Origin of the sequence: Alcanivorax profundi (genome assembly GCF_003597125.1) — a bacterium.
Classification (GTDB): domain Bacteria; phylum Pseudomonadota; class Gammaproteobacteria; order Pseudomonadales; family Alcanivoracaceae; genus Alcanivorax; species Alcanivorax profundi.
In genome coordinates, this window is sequence record NZ_QYYA01000005.1 from 110,656 (window position 1) to 129,235 (window position 18,580).

Annotated in this window: 21 protein-coding genes; 12 read left to right on the top strand and 9 right to left on the bottom strand. The window is 59.7% G+C overall.

Annotated features, from left to right (window positions below; translation table 11 throughout):
• The 3 genes from D4A39_RS14435 to D4A39_RS14445 are packed head-to-tail and all read right to left on the bottom strand — an operon-like array spanning position 1 to position 3,499.
• Positions 1-369 carry a cupredoxin domain-containing protein gene (locus tag D4A39_RS14435; RefSeq protein ID WP_119918464.1) on the bottom strand — a complete coding sequence of 123 codons (369 nt, stop codon included), beginning with the start codon at positions 367-369 and terminating at the stop codon, positions 1-3.
• On the bottom strand, positions 366-1,016 hold the full coding sequence (locus D4A39_RS14440) for a class I SAM-dependent methyltransferase (protein ID WP_119918465.1): 651 nt from the start codon (positions 1,014-1,016) through the stop codon (positions 366-368). The genes D4A39_RS14435 and D4A39_RS14440 overlap by 4 nt, the downstream gene beginning before the upstream one ends.
• Positions 1,013-3,499 carry a heavy metal translocating P-type ATPase gene (locus D4A39_RS14445; RefSeq protein ID WP_119918466.1) on the bottom strand — a complete coding sequence of 829 codons (2,487 nt, stop codon included), beginning with the start codon at positions 3,497-3,499 and terminating at the stop codon, positions 1,013-1,015. Before D4A39_RS14445 ends, D4A39_RS14440 begins: the two co-directional genes overlap by 4 nt.
• A gap of 216 nt (positions 3,500-3,715) precedes the next feature.
• Between D4A39_RS14445 and D4A39_RS14450 the strand changes: the two genes are divergently transcribed.
• Entirely contained in the window at positions 3,716-4,300 is a 585-nt protein-coding gene (locus tag D4A39_RS14450; RefSeq protein WP_022984694.1) for a hypothetical protein, read from the top strand.
• Between the two features lie 92 nt (positions 4,301-4,392).
• Here the strand turns inward: D4A39_RS14450 and D4A39_RS14455 are convergent, their stop codons facing one another.
• Together D4A39_RS14455 and D4A39_RS14460 are read right to left on the bottom strand one after the other, a co-directional pair.
• On the bottom strand, positions 4,393-5,301 hold the full coding sequence (locus D4A39_RS14455) for a hypothetical protein (protein ID WP_119918467.1): 909 nt from the start codon (positions 5,299-5,301) through the stop codon (positions 4,393-4,395).
• A gap of 68 nt (positions 5,302-5,369) precedes the next feature.
• Positions 5,370-6,023 (bottom strand): histidinol-phosphatase, encoded by a 654-nt coding sequence (locus D4A39_RS14460; RefSeq protein ID WP_022984696.1) that lies wholly within the window; start codon positions 6,021-6,023, stop codon positions 5,370-5,372.
• A gap of 203 nt (positions 6,024-6,226) precedes the next feature.
• Here D4A39_RS14460 and D4A39_RS14465 point away from each other — a divergent pair, with 203 nt between their 5' ends.
• Genes D4A39_RS14465 through D4A39_RS14475 form a run of 3 tightly spaced genes read left to right on the top strand, consistent with a single transcriptional unit; the run spans position 6,227 to position 10,515 of the window.
• On the top strand, positions 6,227-6,805 hold the full coding sequence (locus D4A39_RS14465; RefSeq protein WP_022984697.1) for an RNA pyrophosphohydrolase: 579 nt from the start codon (positions 6,227-6,229) through the stop codon (positions 6,803-6,805).
• On the top strand, positions 6,798-9,074 hold the full coding sequence (gene ptsP / locus D4A39_RS14470) for a phosphoenolpyruvate--protein phosphotransferase (protein WP_119918468.1): 2,277 nt from the start codon (positions 6,798-6,800) through the stop codon (positions 9,072-9,074). Before D4A39_RS14465 ends, ptsP begins: the two co-directional genes overlap by 8 nt.
• A 1-nt stretch (position 9,075) precedes the next feature.
• Positions 9,076-10,515: a M20/M25/M40 family metallo-hydrolase gene (locus D4A39_RS14475; protein WP_119918469.1), complete on the top strand. Its 1,440-nt coding sequence runs from the start codon at positions 9,076-9,078 to the stop codon at positions 10,513-10,515.
• 20 nt (positions 10,516-10,535) lie between these two features.
• Here the strand turns inward: D4A39_RS14475 and D4A39_RS14480 are convergent, their stop codons facing one another.
• Both D4A39_RS14480 and D4A39_RS14485 read right to left on the bottom strand, forming a co-directional pair.
• Positions 10,536-11,351 (bottom strand): enoyl-CoA hydratase-related protein, encoded by an 816-nt coding sequence (locus D4A39_RS14480; RefSeq protein ID WP_119918470.1) that lies wholly within the window; start codon positions 11,349-11,351, stop codon positions 10,536-10,538.
• A 13-nt stretch (positions 11,352-11,364) separates the two neighbouring features.
• On the bottom strand, positions 11,365-11,868 hold the full coding sequence (locus tag D4A39_RS14485; RefSeq protein WP_022984701.1) for a hypothetical protein: 504 nt from the start codon (positions 11,866-11,868) through the stop codon (positions 11,365-11,367).
• Positions 11,869-11,943: 75 nt separating this feature from the next.
• Here D4A39_RS14485 and D4A39_RS14490 point away from each other — a divergent pair, with 75 nt between their 5' ends.
• The 4 genes from D4A39_RS14490 to D4A39_RS14505 are packed head-to-tail and all read left to right on the top strand — an operon-like array spanning position 11,944 to position 13,992.
• On the top strand, positions 11,944-12,534 hold the full coding sequence (locus D4A39_RS14490; RefSeq protein ID WP_102791528.1) for a TetR/AcrR family transcriptional regulator: 591 nt from the start codon (positions 11,944-11,946) through the stop codon (positions 12,532-12,534).
• On the top strand, positions 12,535-12,957 hold the full coding sequence (locus D4A39_RS14495) for a PaaI family thioesterase (protein ID WP_119918471.1): 423 nt from the start codon (positions 12,535-12,537) through the stop codon (positions 12,955-12,957).
• Positions 12,957-13,562 (top strand): DUF6436 domain-containing protein, encoded by a 606-nt coding sequence (locus D4A39_RS14500; protein ID WP_102791529.1) that lies wholly within the window; start codon positions 12,957-12,959, stop codon positions 13,560-13,562. The genes D4A39_RS14495 and D4A39_RS14500 overlap by 1 nt, the downstream gene beginning before the upstream one ends.
• The gene (locus tag D4A39_RS14505) at positions 13,555-13,992 is read left to right on the top strand and encodes a hypothetical protein (RefSeq protein WP_022984705.1); all 438 of its coding nucleotides are present in this window, start codon (positions 13,555-13,557) and stop codon (positions 13,990-13,992) included. Before D4A39_RS14500 ends, D4A39_RS14505 begins: the two co-directional genes overlap by 8 nt.
• Here the strand turns inward: D4A39_RS14505 and D4A39_RS14510 are convergent.
• Positions 13,982-14,737 (bottom strand): NRDE family protein, encoded by a 756-nt coding sequence (locus D4A39_RS14510; RefSeq protein WP_119918472.1) that lies wholly within the window; start codon positions 14,735-14,737, stop codon positions 13,982-13,984. The two genes, D4A39_RS14505 and D4A39_RS14510, sit on opposite strands and share 11 nt — an antisense overlap.
• A 72-nt stretch (positions 14,738-14,809) precedes the next feature.
• Here D4A39_RS14510 and D4A39_RS14515 point away from each other — a divergent pair, with 72 nt between their 5' ends.
• The 4 genes from D4A39_RS14515 to D4A39_RS14530 all read left to right on the top strand — a co-directional run bounded on the left by D4A39_RS14515 (position 14,810) and on the right by D4A39_RS14530 (position 17,847).
• Complete coding sequence (locus D4A39_RS14515) at positions 14,810-15,613, top strand: sulfite exporter TauE/SafE family protein (RefSeq protein ID WP_119918501.1); 804 nt, start codon at positions 14,810-14,812, stop codon at positions 15,611-15,613.
• 6 nt (positions 15,614-15,619) lie between these two features.
• A complete protein-coding gene (gene lgt, locus D4A39_RS14520; protein WP_022984708.1) occupies positions 15,620-16,423 on the top strand; it encodes a prolipoprotein diacylglyceryl transferase in 804 nt (267 codons plus the stop codon).
• Positions 16,424-16,427: 4 nt separating this feature from the next.
• Positions 16,428-17,261, top strand: coding sequence for a thymidylate synthase (locus D4A39_RS14525; protein WP_119918473.1), 834 nt, complete (start codon positions 16,428-16,430; stop codon positions 17,259-17,261).
• 76 nt (positions 17,262-17,337) lie between these two features.
• The gene (locus D4A39_RS14530) at positions 17,338-17,847 is read left to right on the top strand and encodes a dihydrofolate reductase (protein WP_022984710.1); all 510 of its coding nucleotides are present in this window, start codon (positions 17,338-17,340) and stop codon (positions 17,845-17,847) included.
• A gap of 266 nt (positions 17,848-18,113) precedes the next feature.
• Here D4A39_RS14530 and D4A39_RS14535 read toward each other — a convergent pair whose 3' ends face one another.
• Complete coding sequence (locus tag D4A39_RS14535; RefSeq protein ID WP_233552492.1) at positions 18,114-18,536, bottom strand: OsmC family protein; 423 nt, start codon at positions 18,534-18,536, stop codon at positions 18,114-18,116.
• Positions 18,537-18,580: the final 44 nt, after the last annotated feature.

The following is an 18,580-nucleotide window of genomic DNA, read 5'->3' on the forward strand; positions in this document are numbered from 1 at the left end:
TCAGTCCACAACCAGTCTGCCTTGATACATCTGCATCTGACAGGTGAAACGGTATTCGCCGGCGGCGGGATTATCCAGTGTGATGGTGGTGGTTTTGCCGGTGTCCAGAAAGGCACTCACGTCCAGCCCGTGAAAGACCACCTGTTCCGCACAGGGGGAGGGATCCTTGCGCTGGAAATGCAGGGTCAACGGTTGCCCGGCCCGGGCATGGATGACGGCAGGATCATAGACGCCGTTATCCACGATCACCGTGGTTTCACTGACGATCTGCTGCGAGCGTGTTTTGCGGCCACCGGGTTGTGACAGCCAGAACCAGCCAATGATCAGGGCGATCAGCAGCAGGCCGGCAAGATTGATCAGCAGGGTCATGGTTGGCTCTCCGGTTTTCGGGCGGTGACGACCAACCCGGTTTTGTGCATGACCTGGCCGAGAACACTGACGCTGTCTTCCGGGTGGCGGGTCATCGCGGGTTGTTCAAAGCCGGCATCGGCCAGTGCCTGCATAAGGTCTGGTCCTTCGTAGGTCAGGAAGCCATGCTCGAACACGGGCAGGGTCGACATGCTTTGCCGGTCCCGCAAGCCAAGGCAGAGTTGGCCGCCTGGCTTCAGGTGTCGGTAAATCGCGTGCAGGGCTGGCGCGAGAGGTTGCCAGAAATACACCACGTTGATTGCCAGAATGCCGTGGTAGTGATTTTCCGGCAGGGGCGCCTGGCGAATATCACCGTGGGTAAAACGTACTCCGGGCCTGAAGCCGTGCAGGGCATCGGCGGCCTTCACCATGTCAGCGGACAGGTCCAGCCCGGTGTAATCAAGATCCGGAGCTTGTGCTAGCAGCGTGGGTAAATGCCCGGCACTGCCGGGGCCGATTTCCAGCAGCCGTTCGGCACCCTGCAGCGTCAACGCGGCGTAGGTGTTGGCGATGATCGGTTGATTGCTGCTGTTCATGTTGCCCGCCACGGTGGCGCCGTCGGCGCCTGTGGGCTGACGTAACTGGGCGGCGAGTTGTTCGGGCGTCATGATTTGGGTTCCTTGCGAGGGGTGAACAGACGCAGCCGGTTGGCATTGGTGACCACAGTGACGGAGCTGAGTGACATGGCCGCACCGGCAATCACCGGGCTGAGTAAACTGCCGGTGAAGGGATACAGCACCCCGGCGGCAACTGGCACCCCCAGACTGTTGTAGACGAAGGCGCCAAACAGGTTTTGTTTGATGTTGCGTACGGTGGCGGTGGAGATCGCCATGGCATCTGCCACCCCGTGCAGGGAACCGCCCATCAGGGTAATGGCGGCGGATTCGATGGCCACGTCGGTGCCGGTGCCGATGGCAAACCCCACATCCGCCTGGGCCAGTGCAGGGGCATCATTGATACCGTCGCCGACCATGGCCACGGTGCGACCTTCCTGCTGCAGGGCCAGGACTTTCTTCGCCTTGTCTTCCGGCAGTACCTCGGCCATGACCTCATCGACGCCGGCCTGTTTGGCGATGGCTCTGGCGCTGGCTTCGATATCGCCGGTGATCATGATGACGGTCAGCCCTGCGTCTTTCAGGCGTGCGATGGCCGCCCGGGAATCGTCCTTGATGCGATCGGCGACACCGATAATGCCTAACAGGGTGTTGCCTTCGGACAGAAACAACGGGGTGGCCCCCTTGTCGGTCAGGGGCTGGCTGTCGAGGGTGATGCTGACCCCCTCACTTTCCAGCCAGCGACGATTGCCCAGTCGGTACGCCTTGCCTGCCAACGTGGCGGTGACCCCCTTGCCGTTGAGTGCCTGAAACTGGCTGGCGCTTTCCAGTGACAGCTGTCGCTGTGCGGCCTCGTTGAGGATGGCCATGGCGAGCGGATGCTCCGAGCCGCGTTCCAGGCTGGCCGCCAGCTGTAGCACAGACGTTTCCTGTTGGCCGTCAGCACAGACGATATCGGTGACCGCGGGTTTGCCTTCGGTAATGGTGCCGGTCTTGTCGAGGACGATGGTGTCCAGGGTACTGCTGGTTTGCAGGGCCTCCCCCTGACGAATCAGGATGCCATGCTCGGCCGCTTTGCCGACGCCGACCATCACCGACATGGGCGTGGCCAGACCCAGCGCACAGGGGCAGGCAATGATCAGTACCGTGGTGGCGCTGATCAGCATGTGGGTGATGCGCGGGTCGGGCCCCAGGTTGAACCAGACCAGCGCCGAGATTACCGCAATGATCATGATGGTGGGGACAAAGACCGCGGAGACCTGATCGGCCAGCCGGCCAATGGGGGGCTTGCTGCCCTGGGCTTTTTTTACCAGTGCGACAATTTGCGATAACGCCGTATCGCGCCCCACGGCAGTGGCTTTGTACAGCAGGGTGCCGCCTTCATTCAGGGTGCCGGCACTGACCCGGTCCCCTGGTGTCTTCTCCACGGGCATGGGTTCACCGGTGAGCATGGATTCATCGATACGGCTTTGGCCTTCCTGCACCTCGCCGTCCACGGCAATTTTTTCCCCGGGGCGCACGCGCAGCAGATCGCCGGTTTGTACCTGCTCCACCGGGATGTCGGTTTCCTTGCCGTCACGCATCACCCGCGCCGTCTTGGCGCCCAGATCCAGCAGTCGTTTCACGGCCGCGCTGGTCTTGCCACGAGCGCGGACTTCCAGCGCCTGACCGAGGTTGATCAGGCCGATGATCATGGCACTGGCCTCGAAGTACACATGCCGGGCGGCCTCGGGCAGGGCGGTTGGCACCAGCACCACGACCATGGAATACCACCAGGCGGCGCCGGTGCCCAGGGCAATCAGGGTGTCCATGTTGGCGTTGTGATTGCGGCAGGCTTTCCAGGCGCCGATGAAAAAGTGGCGCCCGGCGGTTGCCAGAATCGCAAGAGTGGCAACGCCGATTGCCAGCCAGATCCACTGACTGGGCTCGCCCGGGCGTACCATCATGTCACCGCCGAGCAGGCCCCAGGCCATCAGGGGGACGCCCAGGCCAAGCCCCAGCCACATGTGGCGCAGCAGTTGGCGGTAGTGCGCCTGTTGCTGGGCCTCTTGAGCCTCATCGTCGCCCTCATTGGCTTCGCTGGCGCCATAACCGGCGGCCTCGACGGCCTGTATCAAGGTGTCGGGACGGGCGTGGCCGCGGACGCGGGCAGTGCGATCCGCAAAGTTCATGTCCGCCTGATCGACACCGGGGGTGTTGCGCAGGGCGCTTTCAATGGTGCGTACGCAGGACGCACAGGTCGCCCCGGTAATATTGAGAATGATGTCGACAGCGTCGCCGGTCTCGGCAGGAGGGTGGGTGGCCTGTGACGTCGTATGGCATGCCGGAGTCTTTGCAGGGGCATAGCCTGCCCCGGCAATGGCATCCTGCAGCTGCGCTTTGCTGGTACGGTCGTCGTCCTGATGCACCTGTACCTGTTGCGTCTCCAGGTCCACCTCAATACCCCGAACCCCCGGCAGCGTTTGCAGAGCGCGGCGAATCTTGTTGGCGCACCCCTGGCAGGTCGCACCGGCAATGGGAAGAATGTGATGTGACACGGGTCTTCTCCCTGATGAAGTGGGCTCTGTCACAAATTGTCTAACCTTGGGGTAACCCCGAGGTCAACCCCTGTGCTATAAATCCGCACCGCCATTGAAAATTTTTATAAAACACCGGAAATAGCGGAACTGATCCGGGGAAATGCTCTCAATAGAAACACTACACTGAGGCAACTTTGGATGCCGTTGATTCAATTGCGAACGAGGACGACTTTTATGTTGAAAAAAACTTTGCTTGTGTCAGGGATTGCACTGGCTGTTGCCGCCCCTGCGATGGCTGAGCAGCGCACTTCTTCCGTGCGTGACAATGGTTTCTCCTACTCGTATGGCCAGCTGGCCTACGATCGCTGGGATTTCGACGGTGATTGGGATGCGGATGCGCTGAGCGCTGAAGGCAGCTTTGGTCTGGACGAGCATATTTTCCTGCGTGGCGCCCTGCGTTTCTACGATGGCGATTACGATATTGATGGCAAACAGCTGTCCGCAGGTGTCGGGTTTCACACCCCGTTGCAGCAAGGTCTGGACTTCGTGACCAGCGCGGACATCATTTACGATGACCGTGATTATCGTTTCGGAGATGACGATGATGTGGGTTTTGAGGTTCGTGGCGGTGTGCGTCATGCCACCACCGAAAAGCTCGAGCTGTCCGGTGGTCTGACCTATATCGACCTGTATGACGATGATTTGGGTGTTTATGGTGAGGGGCTCTTTAAGGTGACTCCTGTTGTGGATCTCGGTGCCCGAGTGGTTGTGGCCAGCGATCGCGATTCCATTGGTGTGTTCGGTCGTTACAACTTCTAAACCGGTTGTTGTTAGCGCCTAAAAAAGCCCGCCGGGGAATCCCGGCGGGCTTTTTTTAGGCTTATTGTGCAGGCGATGAGATCAAAAGGCGTCTACAGGGTGGTGGTTTCCTGCCATTGCATAATGGCTTCCCAGCCGCTGTCGTGGCTTTGTTCCAGGGCCTCTCTAATGCCCGGCTGGCTGCGCTCCCAGTCTTCGATGACGCTCTCCGGCAGCGCCTGAAGTCCGCTGAGCAAGTGGCTCTCCAGACCGTCCCGAATGCCCTCGGGAATAACCAATTCATTGTCTTCCAGGGGGAGTGCCTGTTTTTGCTGGCGGCCCAGCAGGGTGCCAAGACCGCAGTGAAGATCTGCTGCGGTCAGAGTGGCGTCACTGATCAATGTTCGGTAGTCCGCGATCAGCTGCTCGCTGGCAAGCGCAAGCCACTGCCGGCGACGAGCCATGCTGTCCTCTTCGCCGATGAAAGCGTTCAGGGGCTTGGGCAAAGCAGCCGTGCCATTGAGCACCACGAACAACGCGGCAAAGCCCAGGCTGGCCTCGGCGCTGTCGGTAGCGCCGTGCTGGGTGCGTAGTGTCTTGCGAGACATTTCCAGATACGGGTCACTGATCAGACCTGAGTCGGGCCACTCGGGCAGGGCGTCAATATAGCCGGGGTAAAGTGGCCAGCTATCCAGGCGGTCCAGAATAAGCTGTTGCTCCAGCTGGCAGGCCCGCGCGGCGGGCAGAAGGTAGTGTCCGGCCAGTGTTTTGTACCACTGTGTCAGTGTCTCCCGCAGTTGTTTCAGTGAGGCGTTTTCCGGATTTCGATCAAACTGGCTCAGAGCGTGCTGCCACTGGGCTGCGGCTTGCTCAAACTGGTCGCTGCTGGTTTGTTGCCAGTCGGCAACAGGGATGCCCGGGAGCAGGGGGGAGTCCTGTTCCGGCGGTGCGGAGTCGGTGTTGCTGGATTGTTCGCAAGCCATCAGGAGCAAAGCCAGCAAGCTGGCCAGCAAATAACGCATGGTTCCCACTTTATTCCTGGTATGTGTGAGTCGTTGGTAAGGGTGTGTCGTTCACGGCGTGAAGCGTGCTAACGCAAGCTGATAACCGGCCATCCTCTTTCGCGTGCTTCCCGCTCCAGGGTGGCATCCGGGTCCACGGCTACCGGGTTGTCCACCTGTTGAAGCAGTGGCAGATCATTGTGGGAGTCACTATAGAAGTAGCTGCCATCAAGGGTTTCGCCGTGGTCGTCCAGCCATGCCTGTAAGCGGCTGACCTTGCCTTCGCGGTAGCTGGGGGTGCCGTCGATGTCGCCGGTAAAGCGTTCCTTGCGCCGCTCGGCCACGGTGGCGATAAGGTGATCAATGCCCAAGCGGTCGGCAAGTGGCGCGGTGACAAAATCGTTGGTGGCGGTAATGATCATCAGGGTGTGGCCTTGTTGGCGATGTTTTTCTACCAGTTCCGCCGCCTTGGGCAGCCACATCTCATCGAGTTTTTCAGCCAGGAACTGTTCGCGCCAGAAGTGCAGCTGGGCCATGTCATTGTCTGCCAGCACTTTCAGGGAAAAGCGCAGGTACGCCAGGATGTCCAGACGACCGTTCTGGTAATCCACATAGAACTGGTCGTTGGTTTCCTTGTAATGCTCGGCGTCGACAATGCCTTTTTCCACCAGCCAGTCGCCCCACAGGTGGTCGGAATCACAGCCAATAAGAGTGTTGTCCAGATCAAAAATCGCGAGTGTCATGACCTCTCCTCAGATGAGGGCTCATTCTAGGGGATGCGGATGACAAGTCATAGCGGCGGGAAAGTGCTCACACGAGCAAAAGGTATGAAAGTTGCAGTAATGCGAATTGATTGCAGGTTGCCCGACAAGGTTTAATGGGGCTATGACACTCGGACTAATCCTCATGAAACGCATGGGGATTCGAGCCTGACACCAGAGAGATCATGACAGGCATTATTGATGACAACGGATTCCGGTTGAATGTCGGGATCATTATTGCCGGCCGGGACGGCCGGGTTTTTTGGGGCCGCCGCATGGGCAATCGCGATGCCTGGCAATTCCCCCAGGGTGGCATGATGCCCGGTGAAACCCCGGAAGAGACTCTGTTCCGTGAGCTGGAAGAGGAAGTTGGCCTGCGCCCGGAGCACGTGGAAATCATTGCCAGCACCGAAGGTTGGCTCAGCTACCGTTTGCCGCGCCGTTTTCTGCGTCGTCCGCTCAACCGTCCCGACAGCCGTCCGCACTGCATTGGCCAGCGCCAGAAGTGGTTTCTGTTGCGTCTCACAGCAGCCGAAGAGGCGATTGATCTTTTTGCCAGTGACAGCCCGGAGTTCAAGGCCTGGCGATGGGTCAACTACTGGTACCCTATTCGCAAGGTCGTGCACTTCAAGCGCGGGGTGTATGCCCGTGCGTTGCGTGAGCTGGCACCGGCCCTGAAAAAAGAGGTCGGATCGCTGTCCGGCAAGAAGGGAGCGCGACAGCGCCCCCGGACGGCGAAACCCGGAGGGGCTTCCGATGCTTGATACCCTGCGCCGTATTGTTCAGGAAGTGAATAATGCGCCGGACATTCGTGCCGCTCTGGATCTGATGGCGAAGCGCGTGCGTGATGCCATGGGCACCGAGGTTTGCTCCATATACCTGCGCGACGAAGATGACCAGCGTTACGTGTTGATGGCTTCTGAAGGTTTGAAACAGGAAGCCGTGGGCAATGTCAGCCTGGGATTGTCGGAAGGACTGATTGGCCAGGTTGGCATGCGTGAAGAGCCGGTTAACCTGGAAGATGCTTTCTCGCACCCCCGATTCCACTACCTGGCGGAAACCGGGGAAGATCCTTTCCATGCGTTTCTGGGCGTGCCGGTGATGCACCACGGCAAGGTGCTCGGAGTCATGGTGGTGCAGCAGCGTGACGTGCGCCGCTTTGACCAGAGTGAGGAAGCATTTCTGGTGACCATCTCGGCCCAGTTATCGGCGGTGATTGCCCATGCACATGCCTCCGGTGTGTTGTTCGACCAGCTGGATACCGGTGGAGTGGATCTTCCCAGTTTCTATGACGGTTTGCCTGGCTGCCCGGGAGCTGCCATCGGCTATGGTGTCCTGTTGTTTCCCGAAGCGGATCTGGCGTCGGTGCCGGACCGCCAGGTCGACGATGTCGGGAGCGAGATCGCGCGCCTGGATGATGCGCTGGTGCGCACCCGTCAGGAAGTGCGGGATCTGGCCGAGCGCGCCTCAAAATCGTTGGGTGCGGAAGAACAGGCACTGTTTGATGTCTACCTGCGGATGCTGGATCGGCATGCGCTGCCGGCTGAGGTGATTACCCAGATCCGGGAAGGGCAATGGGCGCAAGGTGCCTTGCGGGACGTGGTGGACCAGCACGTTCGCAATTTTGAAATGATGGACGATCCCTACCTGCGCGAACGGGCCGCTGATGTGCGCGATCTGGGTCGTCGGGTGCTGGCCCAGCTGCAAAGGCAAGGGCGCAGGCATGTGATATTCCCCGATGAGTGTATTCTTCTGGGCGAGGATATTTCTGCCCCAATGTTGATGGAGGTGCCTCGCGAACGCATTCGCGGGATTGTCACCACACGGGGCTCGCGCAACTCACACATGGCCATTGTCGCCCGTGCCATGGGGATCCCTACTGTGGTGGGGGCCCAGAATTTGCCGCTCAAACAAATGGATGACAAGGAAATCATCGTGGATGGTTTCCGTGGCCGGGTGGTGGCCAACGCGTCACCTGAGCTCAAGGCGCAGTTCGAGGAAATTATCCGCGAAGAAGCAACGCTGCAGGCCGGTCTCGAAAAACTGCGTCATGAGCCTGCCGAAACGGAAGATGGCTTCCGTATCCGGTTGCAGGTGAACACCGGGTTGATGACGGATATCAATCGTTCCCTTGAGCGTGGTGCAGAAGGCGTTGGCCTGTACCGCACCGAAATCCCTTTCATGGTGAGAGACCGTTTCCCGTCTGAAGAAGAGCAGCGGGTGATTTACCGCGAACAGCTATCGGCTTTTGCGCCTCACCCGGTGACCATGCGCACCCTTGATGTGGGTGGCGACAAGTCGCTGAGTTATTTCCCGATTGAGGAAGAAAATCCATTTCTGGGTTGGCGGGGCTTGCGGGTTACCCTGGATCACCCGGAAATTTTCATGGTTCAGGTACGCGCCATGCTCAAGGCAAGCGAGGGGCTGGATAATCTGCGCATCATGCTGCCCATGGTCACCAGCGTGATCGAGGCGGAAGACGCCCAGCACTTTATCCACCGTGCCTGGCTGGAAGTTCGCGATGAAGGGCTGGACATCCCCATGCCGGAAGTGGGGGTCATGATCGAGGTGCCCGCCTCTGTCTACCAGGCCCGCGCGCTGGCCCAGCGGGTCGATTTTCTTTCGATCGGCACCAATGATCTCACCCAGTACCTGTTGGCCGTGGACCGCAATAACCGGCAGGTGGCCTCGCTCTATAATTCCTATCACCCCGCTGTGCTGCACGCGATCCTGCATGTGATCGAGCAGGCGAAAGAAGAGGGCAAAACCGTCTCGGTGTGTGGGGAAATGGCTGGCGAACCTGCCTCGGCGTTGTTGCTGATGGCCATGGGGGTGGATGCGTTGTCCATGAACGCCTCCAACCTGCTTAAAGTGAAAGCCGCGATTCGCCGGGTGAAGATTTCCTTCGTGCGCAAACTGCTCAGTGAAGCGCTGGCCATGGATAACGGTGAAGTGATCTCCGCCTACGTGGACCTGCAGCTGGACAAGGCCGGCCTCGGTGACTTGCTGCGAAACCGCAAGGCCATCAACTGACATGTTCAAGCGTGGGCTGCTTGCTGTCCTGACGCTGCTGGCGTTACTGCTGCTGGTTCTGGTGGTCAGGGCGCTTGTGCTGCCAGCGCCAGCCCTCTCTTCCAGAGTGCTGCCGTCTCTGCCTGAACAAGACCGCGATGCGCAGGTTGAGCGCTTGGCCCAGGCGATCCGGTTTCCCACCCTGGCCGACCGGCCGGAAGCCTTCGACGCGTTTCATGCCTTTCTGGCAGAGGCCTTTCCCTTCACGCATGAGACCCTGTCACTGAGGCCCTTCGGTCACAGTCTGCTTTACCATTGGGACAGTGGGCATGATTGTGCGCCAACGTTGCTGCTGGCCCATCAGGATGTGGTGCCGGTGTCGGCCATGGCCGAGTGGCAACATCCTCCTTTTGACGGGGTGGTGGATGAGCGGTTCATCTGGGGGCGCGGTACCCTGGATGACAAGGTCAGCGTCATGGCGATTCTGGAAGCGGTGGAAGCCATGCTGGCAGAAGGCAGGCAGCCTGCCTGTGATGTGTGGCTGGCATTTGGCCACGATGAAGAAACCGGCGGTGCCCAGGGCGCGGCGCGAATGGCGGCCTGGCTGCAAGAGCAGGGTGTGCGGTTTGAATTGGTGCTGGATGAGGGCGGCATGGTGTTGCCAGGTGCCACCCTGGGCATCCAGCAGCCGGTGGCGCTGATCGGCATCGCCGAGAAGGGTTATATCAGTGTAACGCTGGAGGCCCACGGGGAGCCCGGGCATTCCTCACGCCCGCCCGCGCAGACGGCCATTGGTGACCTGGCGGTTGCCATTGCCCGGCTGCAGGCGAATCCCCGCCCTGCGGGCTTGAGCCTGCCGACCCGCTACATGCTGGAAACCGTCGCTCCTGAACAGGCGTTTGCCCGCCGCCTGGTCTTTGCCAACCTGTGGTTGTTTGAACCACTGGTGGTGCGCCAGCTGGCCGGGAATCCGGAAACCCATGCACTGATTCGCACCACCATGGCGCCTACCATGCTCAGCGGCGGAGTGAAGGACAATGTGCTGCCAGCCACGGCCAGTGCGGTAATCAACTTCCGGCTGGCTCCGGGTGAAACTCAGGAAAGCTTGCTCAATTGGGTGGAGCGTCACTTGCCCGAAGGGGTGTCCGTTTCCATCAAGGAGGGGTTCTTCGCGGAGCCATCCCGCATCTCCCCAGCGAACAGTGACGCCTTTGAGCGGGTGGCATCCCTGGCGCAGGCCCTGCCCGGCGACCCACTGCCGGCCCCGTTCCTGATGATCGCGGGCAGTGATGCCAGGCATTACCAGGCGCTTTCGGAAAACGTGCTGCGTTTTCTGCCCGTGTCGCTGCAGCAACAGGATATCGCGCGTTTCCACGGTCCCAACGAGCGCCTGGCCCGTAACCAGTATCCGGATATGGTCCGCTTTTATCTGGGGCTGCTCTCCTCTGGTTCTGCGCAGTAATACCGCGTCGTGCGATCCGGTCAGTCTCCGCTGAAGACCGCCGGGCGTTTGTGAAGAAAGGCGCTGATCCCTTCCCGGCCATCCTGCCCATAGCCCAGCATGCCTTGAAGCCTGGCTTCACTACCCAGTTGCTCGTCCAGATCCTGTTCACTGCTGTGGTCGATCAGCGCCTTGATTCCTGCGAGCGCCCGGGTGGCTTGTGCAGCCATCTGACAGCCCAGGGACATGGCGGCCCCCATTAGCTGGTCATCGTCATGAACCGCATTAATCAGCCCCCATTGCTCCGCCGTCTGAGCATCCAGTGGCTCGCCACTCATCATCCATTGCAAGGCACGAGCGCGGCCAATGGCGCGTGGTACAAACCAGGTGCTGCCGGCATCGGGGATCAGACCCAGTTTGATAAAGGCCTGTATGAAGCTGGCCGAACGGCCTGCCAGAACGATGTCGCCAGCCAGAGCAATGCTGCAACCGGCGCCGGCGGCAACGCCATTGACGGCAGTAATGACCGGTTTTTCCATGCCGCGCATCAGGCGGATGATGGGGTGATAGGTCTCATGCAGGGTGGCAGCAAGGTCGGTAGCTTGCTCCTGATTGTCTGAGCCATTGAAGTGGGACAGGTCTGCGCCAGCACAGAATCCCCTGCCGCTACCGGTCAATATCAGGCAGCGGCAATGCGGATCCTGCGCGGCCATGGACAGTGACTGATGCAGATCGATCAGCAGCTGTGGTGACAAGGCATTAAGACGTTCCGGTTGTTTCATGACAATTACGGTGACAGGCCCGGTCTGTTTGACCTCTACGCAGGGGCTCGCGTCGTTTGCTATTGCAGTGCGCATGTTCTACGTCTTCTTACAGCCACCAGGTTTGAAAGTCCGAGGGCCATGCCCACTCCAGCGCGAAAATGGTGATGCCGTAGAACGCCACCAGCTTGATCCAGATTCTGCGGAAATAGGGCAGGGAGTCGGGATGGAAGCGCACTTGCATCCATAGGGAGTACACGAACAAGGCGGAAGCCAGCACGGTCTGGATGGCAATGATGGCGTTGATGCGCGGAAGAACATCCACGGGGTTGGCAAAGAGGTAATGGCCAAAAGACAGCCAGTTACCCACCACAAATCCCTGAATCAGTGTGTAGACCCGATCAGGCTGGCTGCCCGATAGCGTGGTGTGCGCCCGCCGTGCCGCCAGCGCCAGCGGAAACCAGAGGGCGGCAACAATCGGGGCATTAAGCCAGGCTGGTTCCGGGTACTGATCGAAGAAAATGACATTGTCGAAGAAGTGAAGGGTGCAGCCTGCCAGTGTCAGCCAGAGCAGCATTTTGAACACGGTGTAGTGACGTTGTGTGGCTTCCATGTGAATTCCTATAACGGTTGTTATAAATCTTGAGGGGATGCTAGACTATGACAGTCGTTATAGCAAGGGTGTGAAATGAGCCAGTCAGACAAGAAAGTGGCAAGAGCAAGGTTGGTGGCAGGAGCGGCGGATCTGTTGAGTCGAAAAGGCATGAATGGCACCAGTATCCGGGAGTTGGCCAAACACTCCCGGGCACCGCTGGGGTCCACGTACCATTATTTTCCGGGCGGCAAACAGCAGGTGATAACCGAGGCCATACAGTTTATTGGCGACAAGGTGTCGGCGGGGTTGGCTCATTCCCTTAAGGCGGGTCCGGTCAGTGGGCTGCGTGGCTTTCTGGCGATCTGGCGGGAAGAGGTGGTGCGTTCCGAATTTCGTGCGGGGTGCCCTGTCCTGTCTGTGGCGGTTGAGGAACCGGCGGGTGAAGACGAAATGGCCGCCTTGCTGGTGGCGAACGCCGTGTTTAATGACTGGATGCATCTGATGGCGGCGGCGTTGCGGGAAGAGGGTGTCAGTAAGGCGCAGGCCGAGCAGATTGCCACGTTGGTGGTGGCGTCGGTGGAAGGCACGATCGCCCTGTGCCGAGCCCAGCGTAGCGTCAAGCCTCTGGATCAGGTGTCACGGCAGCTGGAAATGTTGATCAAGAACGCGATAAGGAAGGATTGAATGATGACGCCTGAAGAGAATGCCGCACGGTTTAACCAGGCCGGTGAGAGCGGCTTACCGGGGCTGGTGGGAATGACTGTTCACGCCATTGGCGAGAGCGGTGTGGATGCGGTAATGCCTGTGACTCCGGCGCTGATGGCGCCCAACGGTTTCCTGCATGCCGCCTCGGTGATTGCCCTGGCGGACTCGTGTTGCGGTTATGGCACGATGGCGAGTTTGCCGGAAGGCGCGACCGGCTTTACAACCCTCGAATTGAAATCCAATTTTCTGGGTACCGCCCGGGAGGGTGAGGTGGAGTGCAAAGCGACGCCGGTACACCGCGGGCGTACTACCCAGATTTGGGATGCGCAAGTGCGTCATCGTGAGAGCGGCAAGACCATTGCCCTGTTTCGGTGTACGCAGATGATTCTGTATCCGCGCTGATGCCCTGGTTCTCCCGCCATTACGATCGACTGTTGTTGATCAGCATTGTGGTGGTGCCTCTGGTGCCGATGCTGCTCTACAAGTGGTACTACTCTCTGGATACCTGGTATGTGCCATGGGGGGAGACCCGCAGCGATTACTTTGATGAGGCTTTCGAGCATGCCGCGAAACGCTGGCTGATGACGGTGCAGGCGCAGGGCGATGCAGTGTATGTGATGACGGATAGCCAGTGCCCTTGCGCCAAGCCAGTGTTGGCGAAACTGCATCAGGCGCTGGCGGAGACGGTGCCTGTCAGAGTGTTCGACGCTTACGGTCCTGTGATGGCGGAGCAGGAAACATATCAACTTTCCTCTCTGATCCGGTTTATGCCGGCGCTGCCGACCGCCTTGGTAGTAAGGGCGGGAGAGTTGATCTATGTGGGGCCGTTGGTCACAGGAAATTTGTGTTCACAGGAAGCGGACTTTTCACCGCCGCTCGCGGCCTATCAGGGGCAGGCCTCGGGCAGAGTGTATAACTGGCTGTCAGAAGGCTGCTACTGCCGGCTGGCCCCGGAGCGGCTCCCGTCCGGTTCTGTTCCTTCAGGAGAGAAAAGAAACCATGAATAGCGCAATCGTTCTCAAGCTGCATCTGTTCGGGGTGGCATTCTGGCTGGGAGTCGTCGGCGTGGAGTTTTTGCTGGAGCGACGCCGGGCGCTAAGCCGTGAGCATGGCTATCTGGTCGCGCGATTGCATGAGCGCATCGACCTGTGCCTGGAGATGCCGGCCTTCCTGTTGGTGCTGGTAACCGGGTTGTTGCTGCTGGAGGTGGAGCAGCTGTCCGGTGTGTATCTGCTCAAGGTGTTGGCAGGCTTGGTCGCGGTGAGTGGCAATCTGTTGTGCCTGTGGCCGGTTATGTGCCGCAAGCTGGCAGCTGATCGTGGTGACCTGCCGCGCGTGATCCATTATTCGAATGTGATCGACCGGATTTCGGTGGTGGCGATTCCCGCAGGCCTGTTCGCCTTTGCCTGCGGGGTATGGCTGGTGATCAGTCGCTAGCGGAGGAGGTGTTCACCGCTGTGGCCGGTTGACCGTCTGGCTGCCAGACCTGCTCCAGCATGGCCGGTTCGCCCTGACGGCTGAGCTCCACGGCGCTGCTGGCGCGGGTGCCGTAGGCGGGAGACTGGATAAAGACCGGGGCGACCAGGCGCTCCAGTTCCATGCCCACGCCGGTGTCCGGTAGCACCGTATCGTCCGGTTGATATCGATCGTTAACCACCCACAGCAGTTGCTCCAGCGTGCCGCCAGAGGCAATGGCGTCTGCTAGCCGTTGTTTGCCTCGTAGCACCTTGGGCCAGGGGTCGTCCATCAGGCCGTTGCTGAGGCCATGCAGGCCGGGTACCACAGGTTGGGGTGGCGCGCCGCGGTTACCCAGATACCAAAGGCTGTCCGGTGTACCCACCAACAGATTGAAGGCGCCGTAATGGGCCTGTTCTGACGCCAGCGCGTGGGCAAAATTCTCTGGTGTTTGCCGGGATTCCAGAAAGGCGGTGGGTAGCAGACCCCGTGAGCGTTCGCCGGGTTGCCGGTCGGTGATGGGCTCGCGATAGTTGGTGACTACGGCAAAACGACCGTTGCGATGGATGCCCAGCCAGGTCCCCCCGGCAGTCAGGTCCAGCCCGCAAAAAATATCCCCTCGCCAGCGTGCCGCCTGCGCAGGGCGGGCATGGAATTCATCGCGGTTGGCGGCCACCCTGAGCGGGGTCGGGCTGTCGGGCTGCCAGTCAAATAGCACGATACACATAGTCGGGCCTTCCGGTTTCGGGCCTGCTAGCATACCTGTCTAGAAAATCATTGGCAGTGAATGGGAGAGCGGGTGCTGGAATTGTTTCTGATCTGTCTGGGAGTCGGGGTGGGGGCTGGCTTGCTGGCCGGAGCCCTGGGGCTGGGCGGTGGGGTGGTGATCGTGCCGGCGCTGATTTTCCTGTTCCACGGATTGGGCTTTGCAGATGATCTGGTCGCCAAGATGGCCGTGGCGACCTCACTCAGCACCATCATCATTACCTCCATCAGCGCGGTGCGTACTCATCACAAGGCGGGCTTTGTCCGCTGGCCGCTGGCGTTCCGGCTGGGGGTGGGGATTGTGCTGGGGGCGTTTGCCGGTGCGTTCATTGCTGATGCCATGAAAGGGGAACTGCTGACCCGCTTGTTTGGTCTGTTTGCCATGCTGATCGCCTTGCAGATGTTGCTGGTCGGGCAGAAGGCGGTCGATGCGTCCTTGCCGGAGCGAGTCCCCGGGGCGGTGGGGCTCGGGATCGCCGGGGTGCTGATCGGCACGGGCTCTGCGATTTTCGGTATTGGTGGTGGCTCCCTGACGGTGCCTTTTCTCAGCTGGTGTCGCCTGAAAATGCAGCAGGCGGTGGCTATCTCATCGGCCTGCGGGTTGCCCATTGCGGTGGCGGGGACGGTGGGCTTTGCCGTGGCCGGCTGGGATGAGCATCATCTGCCTGAGGGGGCGCTCGGTTATGTGTTTTTACCCGCCACAGCCGGTATAGTGCTCACCAGTTTTCCGTTTGCCCGGCTGGCTGCCCGGCTCAGTCACCGTTTGCCGTCCGCGACCCTGAAGCGGGTATTTGCGGTGGTGCTGTTTGTGTTGGGTGTGAATCTGGCCTTTGGATAGGACGCTATGGAATTTCCTGTGATTGATCCGGTGGCCATCGCCATCGGCCCGTTGAAGGTCCACTGGTATGGGCTGATGTACATGATCGGCTTCGCGGCGGCCTGGTGGCTGGGCACCGTGCGTGCCAAGGCGCCGAACTCGGGCTGGACCCGGGATCAGGTGAGCGACCTGGTGTTCTATGGCGCCATGGGGGTCATTCTGGGTGGTCGTCTGGGCTACGTATTCTTCTATAATTTCAGCAAGTTTCTGGCTGACCCGGTGTGGTTGTTCAAGGTCTGGGACGGTGGCATGAGCTTCCACGGTGGCGCCATCGGGGTGCTGGTAGCGTTTGCCCTGTTTGCCCGCAAGACCGACAAGCGTTTCTTTACCGTGGCCGATTTCATGGTGCCCATGGTGCCGATCGGGCTGGCTACCGGCCGCTTTGGCAACTTTATCAATGCCGAGCTGTGGGGGCGGACCAGTGATGTGCCATGGGCCATGGTATTTCCGACTGACCCGGATCGCCTTCCCCGGCACCCCTCACAGCTTTATGAGTGCCTGCTGGAAGGAGTGGTGCTGTTTATCGTGCTGTGGGTCTACTCGGCAAAACCGCGCCCGGCCGGGGCGGTGACGGGCCTGTTTGGGGTCGGCTACGGGGCGGCACGGACCTTTGTGGAATTCTTCCGCGAGCCGGATGCCCATATCGGCTATCTGGCTGGTGGGTGGCTGACCATGGGGATGCTGTTGAGCATTCCGATGATTATTCTCGGTATCGCCATGATGGTATGGGCGTATCGAACCGACGATCGCCAGGCGATGGTGAAAGGGTGACGGCATGAAGCAATATCTTGATCTACTGCGCCATGTGCGTGATCACGGCACGTTCAAGGAAGACCGCACCGGCACCGGCACTTATGCGGTGTTCGGCTACCAGATGCGCTATGACCTGAGCGAGGGTTTCCCCATGCTCACCACCAAGAAACTGCATCTGCGTTCGATTATTCACGAGCTGCTGTGGTTTCTGTCCGGTGACACCAATATCCGTTACCTGAAAGAAAATGGCGTCTCTATCTGGGATGAGTGGGCGACCCCCGACGGCGAGCTGGGGCCAGTGTACGGCGAGCAATGGCGTAGCTGGAAAACCCCGGATGGACAGGTTATCGACCAGATCACCCAGGTGCTGGACGAGATCAAGCGCAACCCGGATTCCCGTCGTCTGGTGGTCAGCGCCTGGAACCCGGCGGTGCTGCCAGATCCGGCCATTTCCCCGGATGCCAATGCCGCGGCGGGCAAGCAGGCGCTGCCGCCCTGTCACTGCCTGTTCCAGTTCTATGTGGCGGACGGCAAGTTGAGCTGCCAGCTATACCAGCGCAGCGGAGACATCTTTCTGGGCGTGCCTTTCAATATTGCCTCTTACGCGCTGCTGACCTTGATGATGGCGCAGGTCTGCGGCCTCGAGCCCGGTGACTTTGTGCACACCCTGGGGGATGCGCACCTGTACTCCAACCATCTGGAGCAGGCCGATACCCAGCTGGCCCGTACGCCCCGTGCGCTACCGACCATGACTCTTAATCCCGGGGTGAAAGACCTGTTTGCCTTCACCTTCGAGGATTTCACCCTGAGTGATTACGACCCCCACGCCCATATCAAGGCGCCTGTGGCGATCTAATAACGCCTGCCCGCTTCACGCATACACGCCAACACGCGTGATGCGTGAAAGCGTGGTGCGAGTAAGTGAGGTTTGAATGTCCATTCGACTTTCCATGATGGTGGCCAAGGCCAGTAACAACGTGATTGGCCGGGATAACAAGCTGCCCTGGTATCTGCCCAACGATCTCAAGTATTTCAAGCAGGTCACCTTTGGCAAGCCGGTAATCATGGGGCGCAAGACCTGGGAATCCCTCAAGGGGCCCTTGCCCGGCCGGACCAACATCGTCATTACCCGCCAGCCGGATTATCTGGCCGACGGCGCCAAGGTGGTCGCGAGCCTGGATGACGCAGTGGCCATGGCGGAAAACGTGGCCTTCATCGAGGGCCAGGAAGAGGCGGTGATCATGGGGGGGGCGGAGATCTACTCACTGGCCTTGCCGCAGGCAGACCGTCTGTATCTCACCGAGGTACATGCCAATGTAGAGGGCGACACATTCTTCCCGGAATACGATGCGTCCGAGTGGCAGCAAATCGCCCGCGAAGACTTTGTCGCTGAAGGCCCCAACCCCTACGACTATTCGTTTGTTGTCTACGAAAGACAATAGCAACACGTTCGTGATTGGAATGGTTAGGGCCTAAAGGTTTGCCGGTTTCCCCAAAGACCGGAAGGCGCCTTCATTCCGAAGAACCGAAAAGACTGCCAGAGCGTTGAGTGCGGCGCCGATAAATAACCAGTCACCTGGTAGGAGTATGGCGAAGCGGAGTCATGCACAGAGGGATGCCCGAAGGGAGAGCGAAGAGAATAACCCTGCTTGCATGGTGTACCGAGCTGGACCTCGAGCCCTATTTCAAACCCCTCGTCGCTCCTGCCTCACCCCCGAGGTTCAATCACAACCTCACTCTTGATCGACTGCGCGATAAAGCATTTCTCATGGGCTTTTTGATGTAGCGCCTGAATGGCGGCACTGTCGGGTTGGGCGTTTTTGAATGTGACCAGCGGTTGAAGTGTGACCTGCTTTACGTAGATTTTTGCCTGATCATTCTGGCCAAGGATGGCTTGTGGATCGTCATCGTAACTGGCTACGGCCAGCCCTTCACGGGCAGCTTCGGTCAGGAATGACAACAGATGGCAGCTCGCCAGTGCGGCAATGAAGGCTTCTTCCGGTTCCATGAATTCCTGCTGGCCATGATGGCCGTCCACCACCCGTACCTCATTGCCGTCGGCCAAGTGCCACAGATAGTGATCCTGGTCGCCGTGATCGGTCCAGCTCAGGTGCATGGTATGTTGCGGCACGAAATCTTCCCCGGTGAATGCATTTCCTGAAAGTATGCCACTAA

Bases quoted from the DNA above. Each gene is read 5' to 3' on its own strand.
- D4A39_RS14440 (WP_119918465.1), bottom strand. From the start codon at position 1,016: ATGACGCCCGAACAACTCGCCGCCCAGTTACGTCAGCCCACAGGCGCC.
- D4A39_RS14460 (WP_022984696.1), bottom strand. From the start codon at position 6,023: ATGACACTCGCGATTTTTGATCTGGACAACACTCTTATTGGCTGTGAT.
- lgt (WP_022984708.1), top strand. From the start codon at position 15,620: ATGGAATTTCCTGTGATTGATCCGGTGGCCATCGCCATCGGCCCGTTG.
- D4A39_RS14505 (WP_022984705.1), top strand. From the start codon at position 13,555: ATGAATAGCGCAATCGTTCTCAAGCTGCATCTGTTCGGGGTGGCATTC.
- D4A39_RS14475 (WP_119918469.1), top strand. From the start codon at position 9,076: ATGTTCAAGCGTGGGCTGCTTGCTGTCCTGACGCTGCTGGCGTTACTG.
- D4A39_RS14450 (WP_022984694.1), top strand. From the start codon at position 3,716: ATGTTGAAAAAAACTTTGCTTGTGTCAGGGATTGCACTGGCTGTTGCC.
- D4A39_RS14480 (WP_119918470.1), bottom strand. From the start codon at position 11,351: ATGCGCACTGCAATAGCAAACGACGCGAGCCCCTGCGTAGAGGTCAAA.
- D4A39_RS14465 (WP_022984697.1), top strand. From the start codon at position 6,227: ATGACAGGCATTATTGATGACAACGGATTCCGGTTGAATGTCGGGATC.
- D4A39_RS14495 (WP_119918471.1), top strand. From the start codon at position 12,535: ATGATGACGCCTGAAGAGAATGCCGCACGGTTTAACCAGGCCGGTGAG.
- D4A39_RS14490 (WP_102791528.1), top strand. From the start codon at position 11,944: ATGAGCCAGTCAGACAAGAAAGTGGCAAGAGCAAGGTTGGTGGCAGGA.
- D4A39_RS14455 (WP_119918467.1), bottom strand. From the start codon at position 5,301: ATGCGTTATTTGCTGGCCAGCTTGCTGGCTTTGCTCCTGATGGCTTGC.
- D4A39_RS14510 (WP_119918472.1), bottom strand. From the start codon at position 14,737: ATGTGTATCGTGCTATTTGACTGGCAGCCCGACAGCCCGACCCCGCTC.
- D4A39_RS14435 (WP_119918464.1), bottom strand. From the start codon at position 369: ATGACCCTGCTGATCAATCTTGCCGGCCTGCTGCTGATCGCCCTGATC.
- D4A39_RS14525 (WP_119918473.1), top strand. From the start codon at position 16,428: ATGAAGCAATATCTTGATCTACTGCGCCATGTGCGTGATCACGGCACG.
- D4A39_RS14530 (WP_022984710.1), top strand. From the start codon at position 17,338: ATGTCCATTCGACTTTCCATGATGGTGGCCAAGGCCAGTAACAACGTG.
- D4A39_RS14500 (WP_102791529.1), top strand. From the start codon at position 12,957: ATGCCCTGGTTCTCCCGCCATTACGATCGACTGTTGTTGATCAGCATT.
- ptsP (WP_119918468.1), top strand. From the start codon at position 6,798: ATGCTTGATACCCTGCGCCGTATTGTTCAGGAAGTGAATAATGCGCCG.
- D4A39_RS14485 (WP_022984701.1), bottom strand. From the start codon at position 11,868: ATGGAAGCCACACAACGTCACTACACCGTGTTCAAAATGCTGCTCTGG.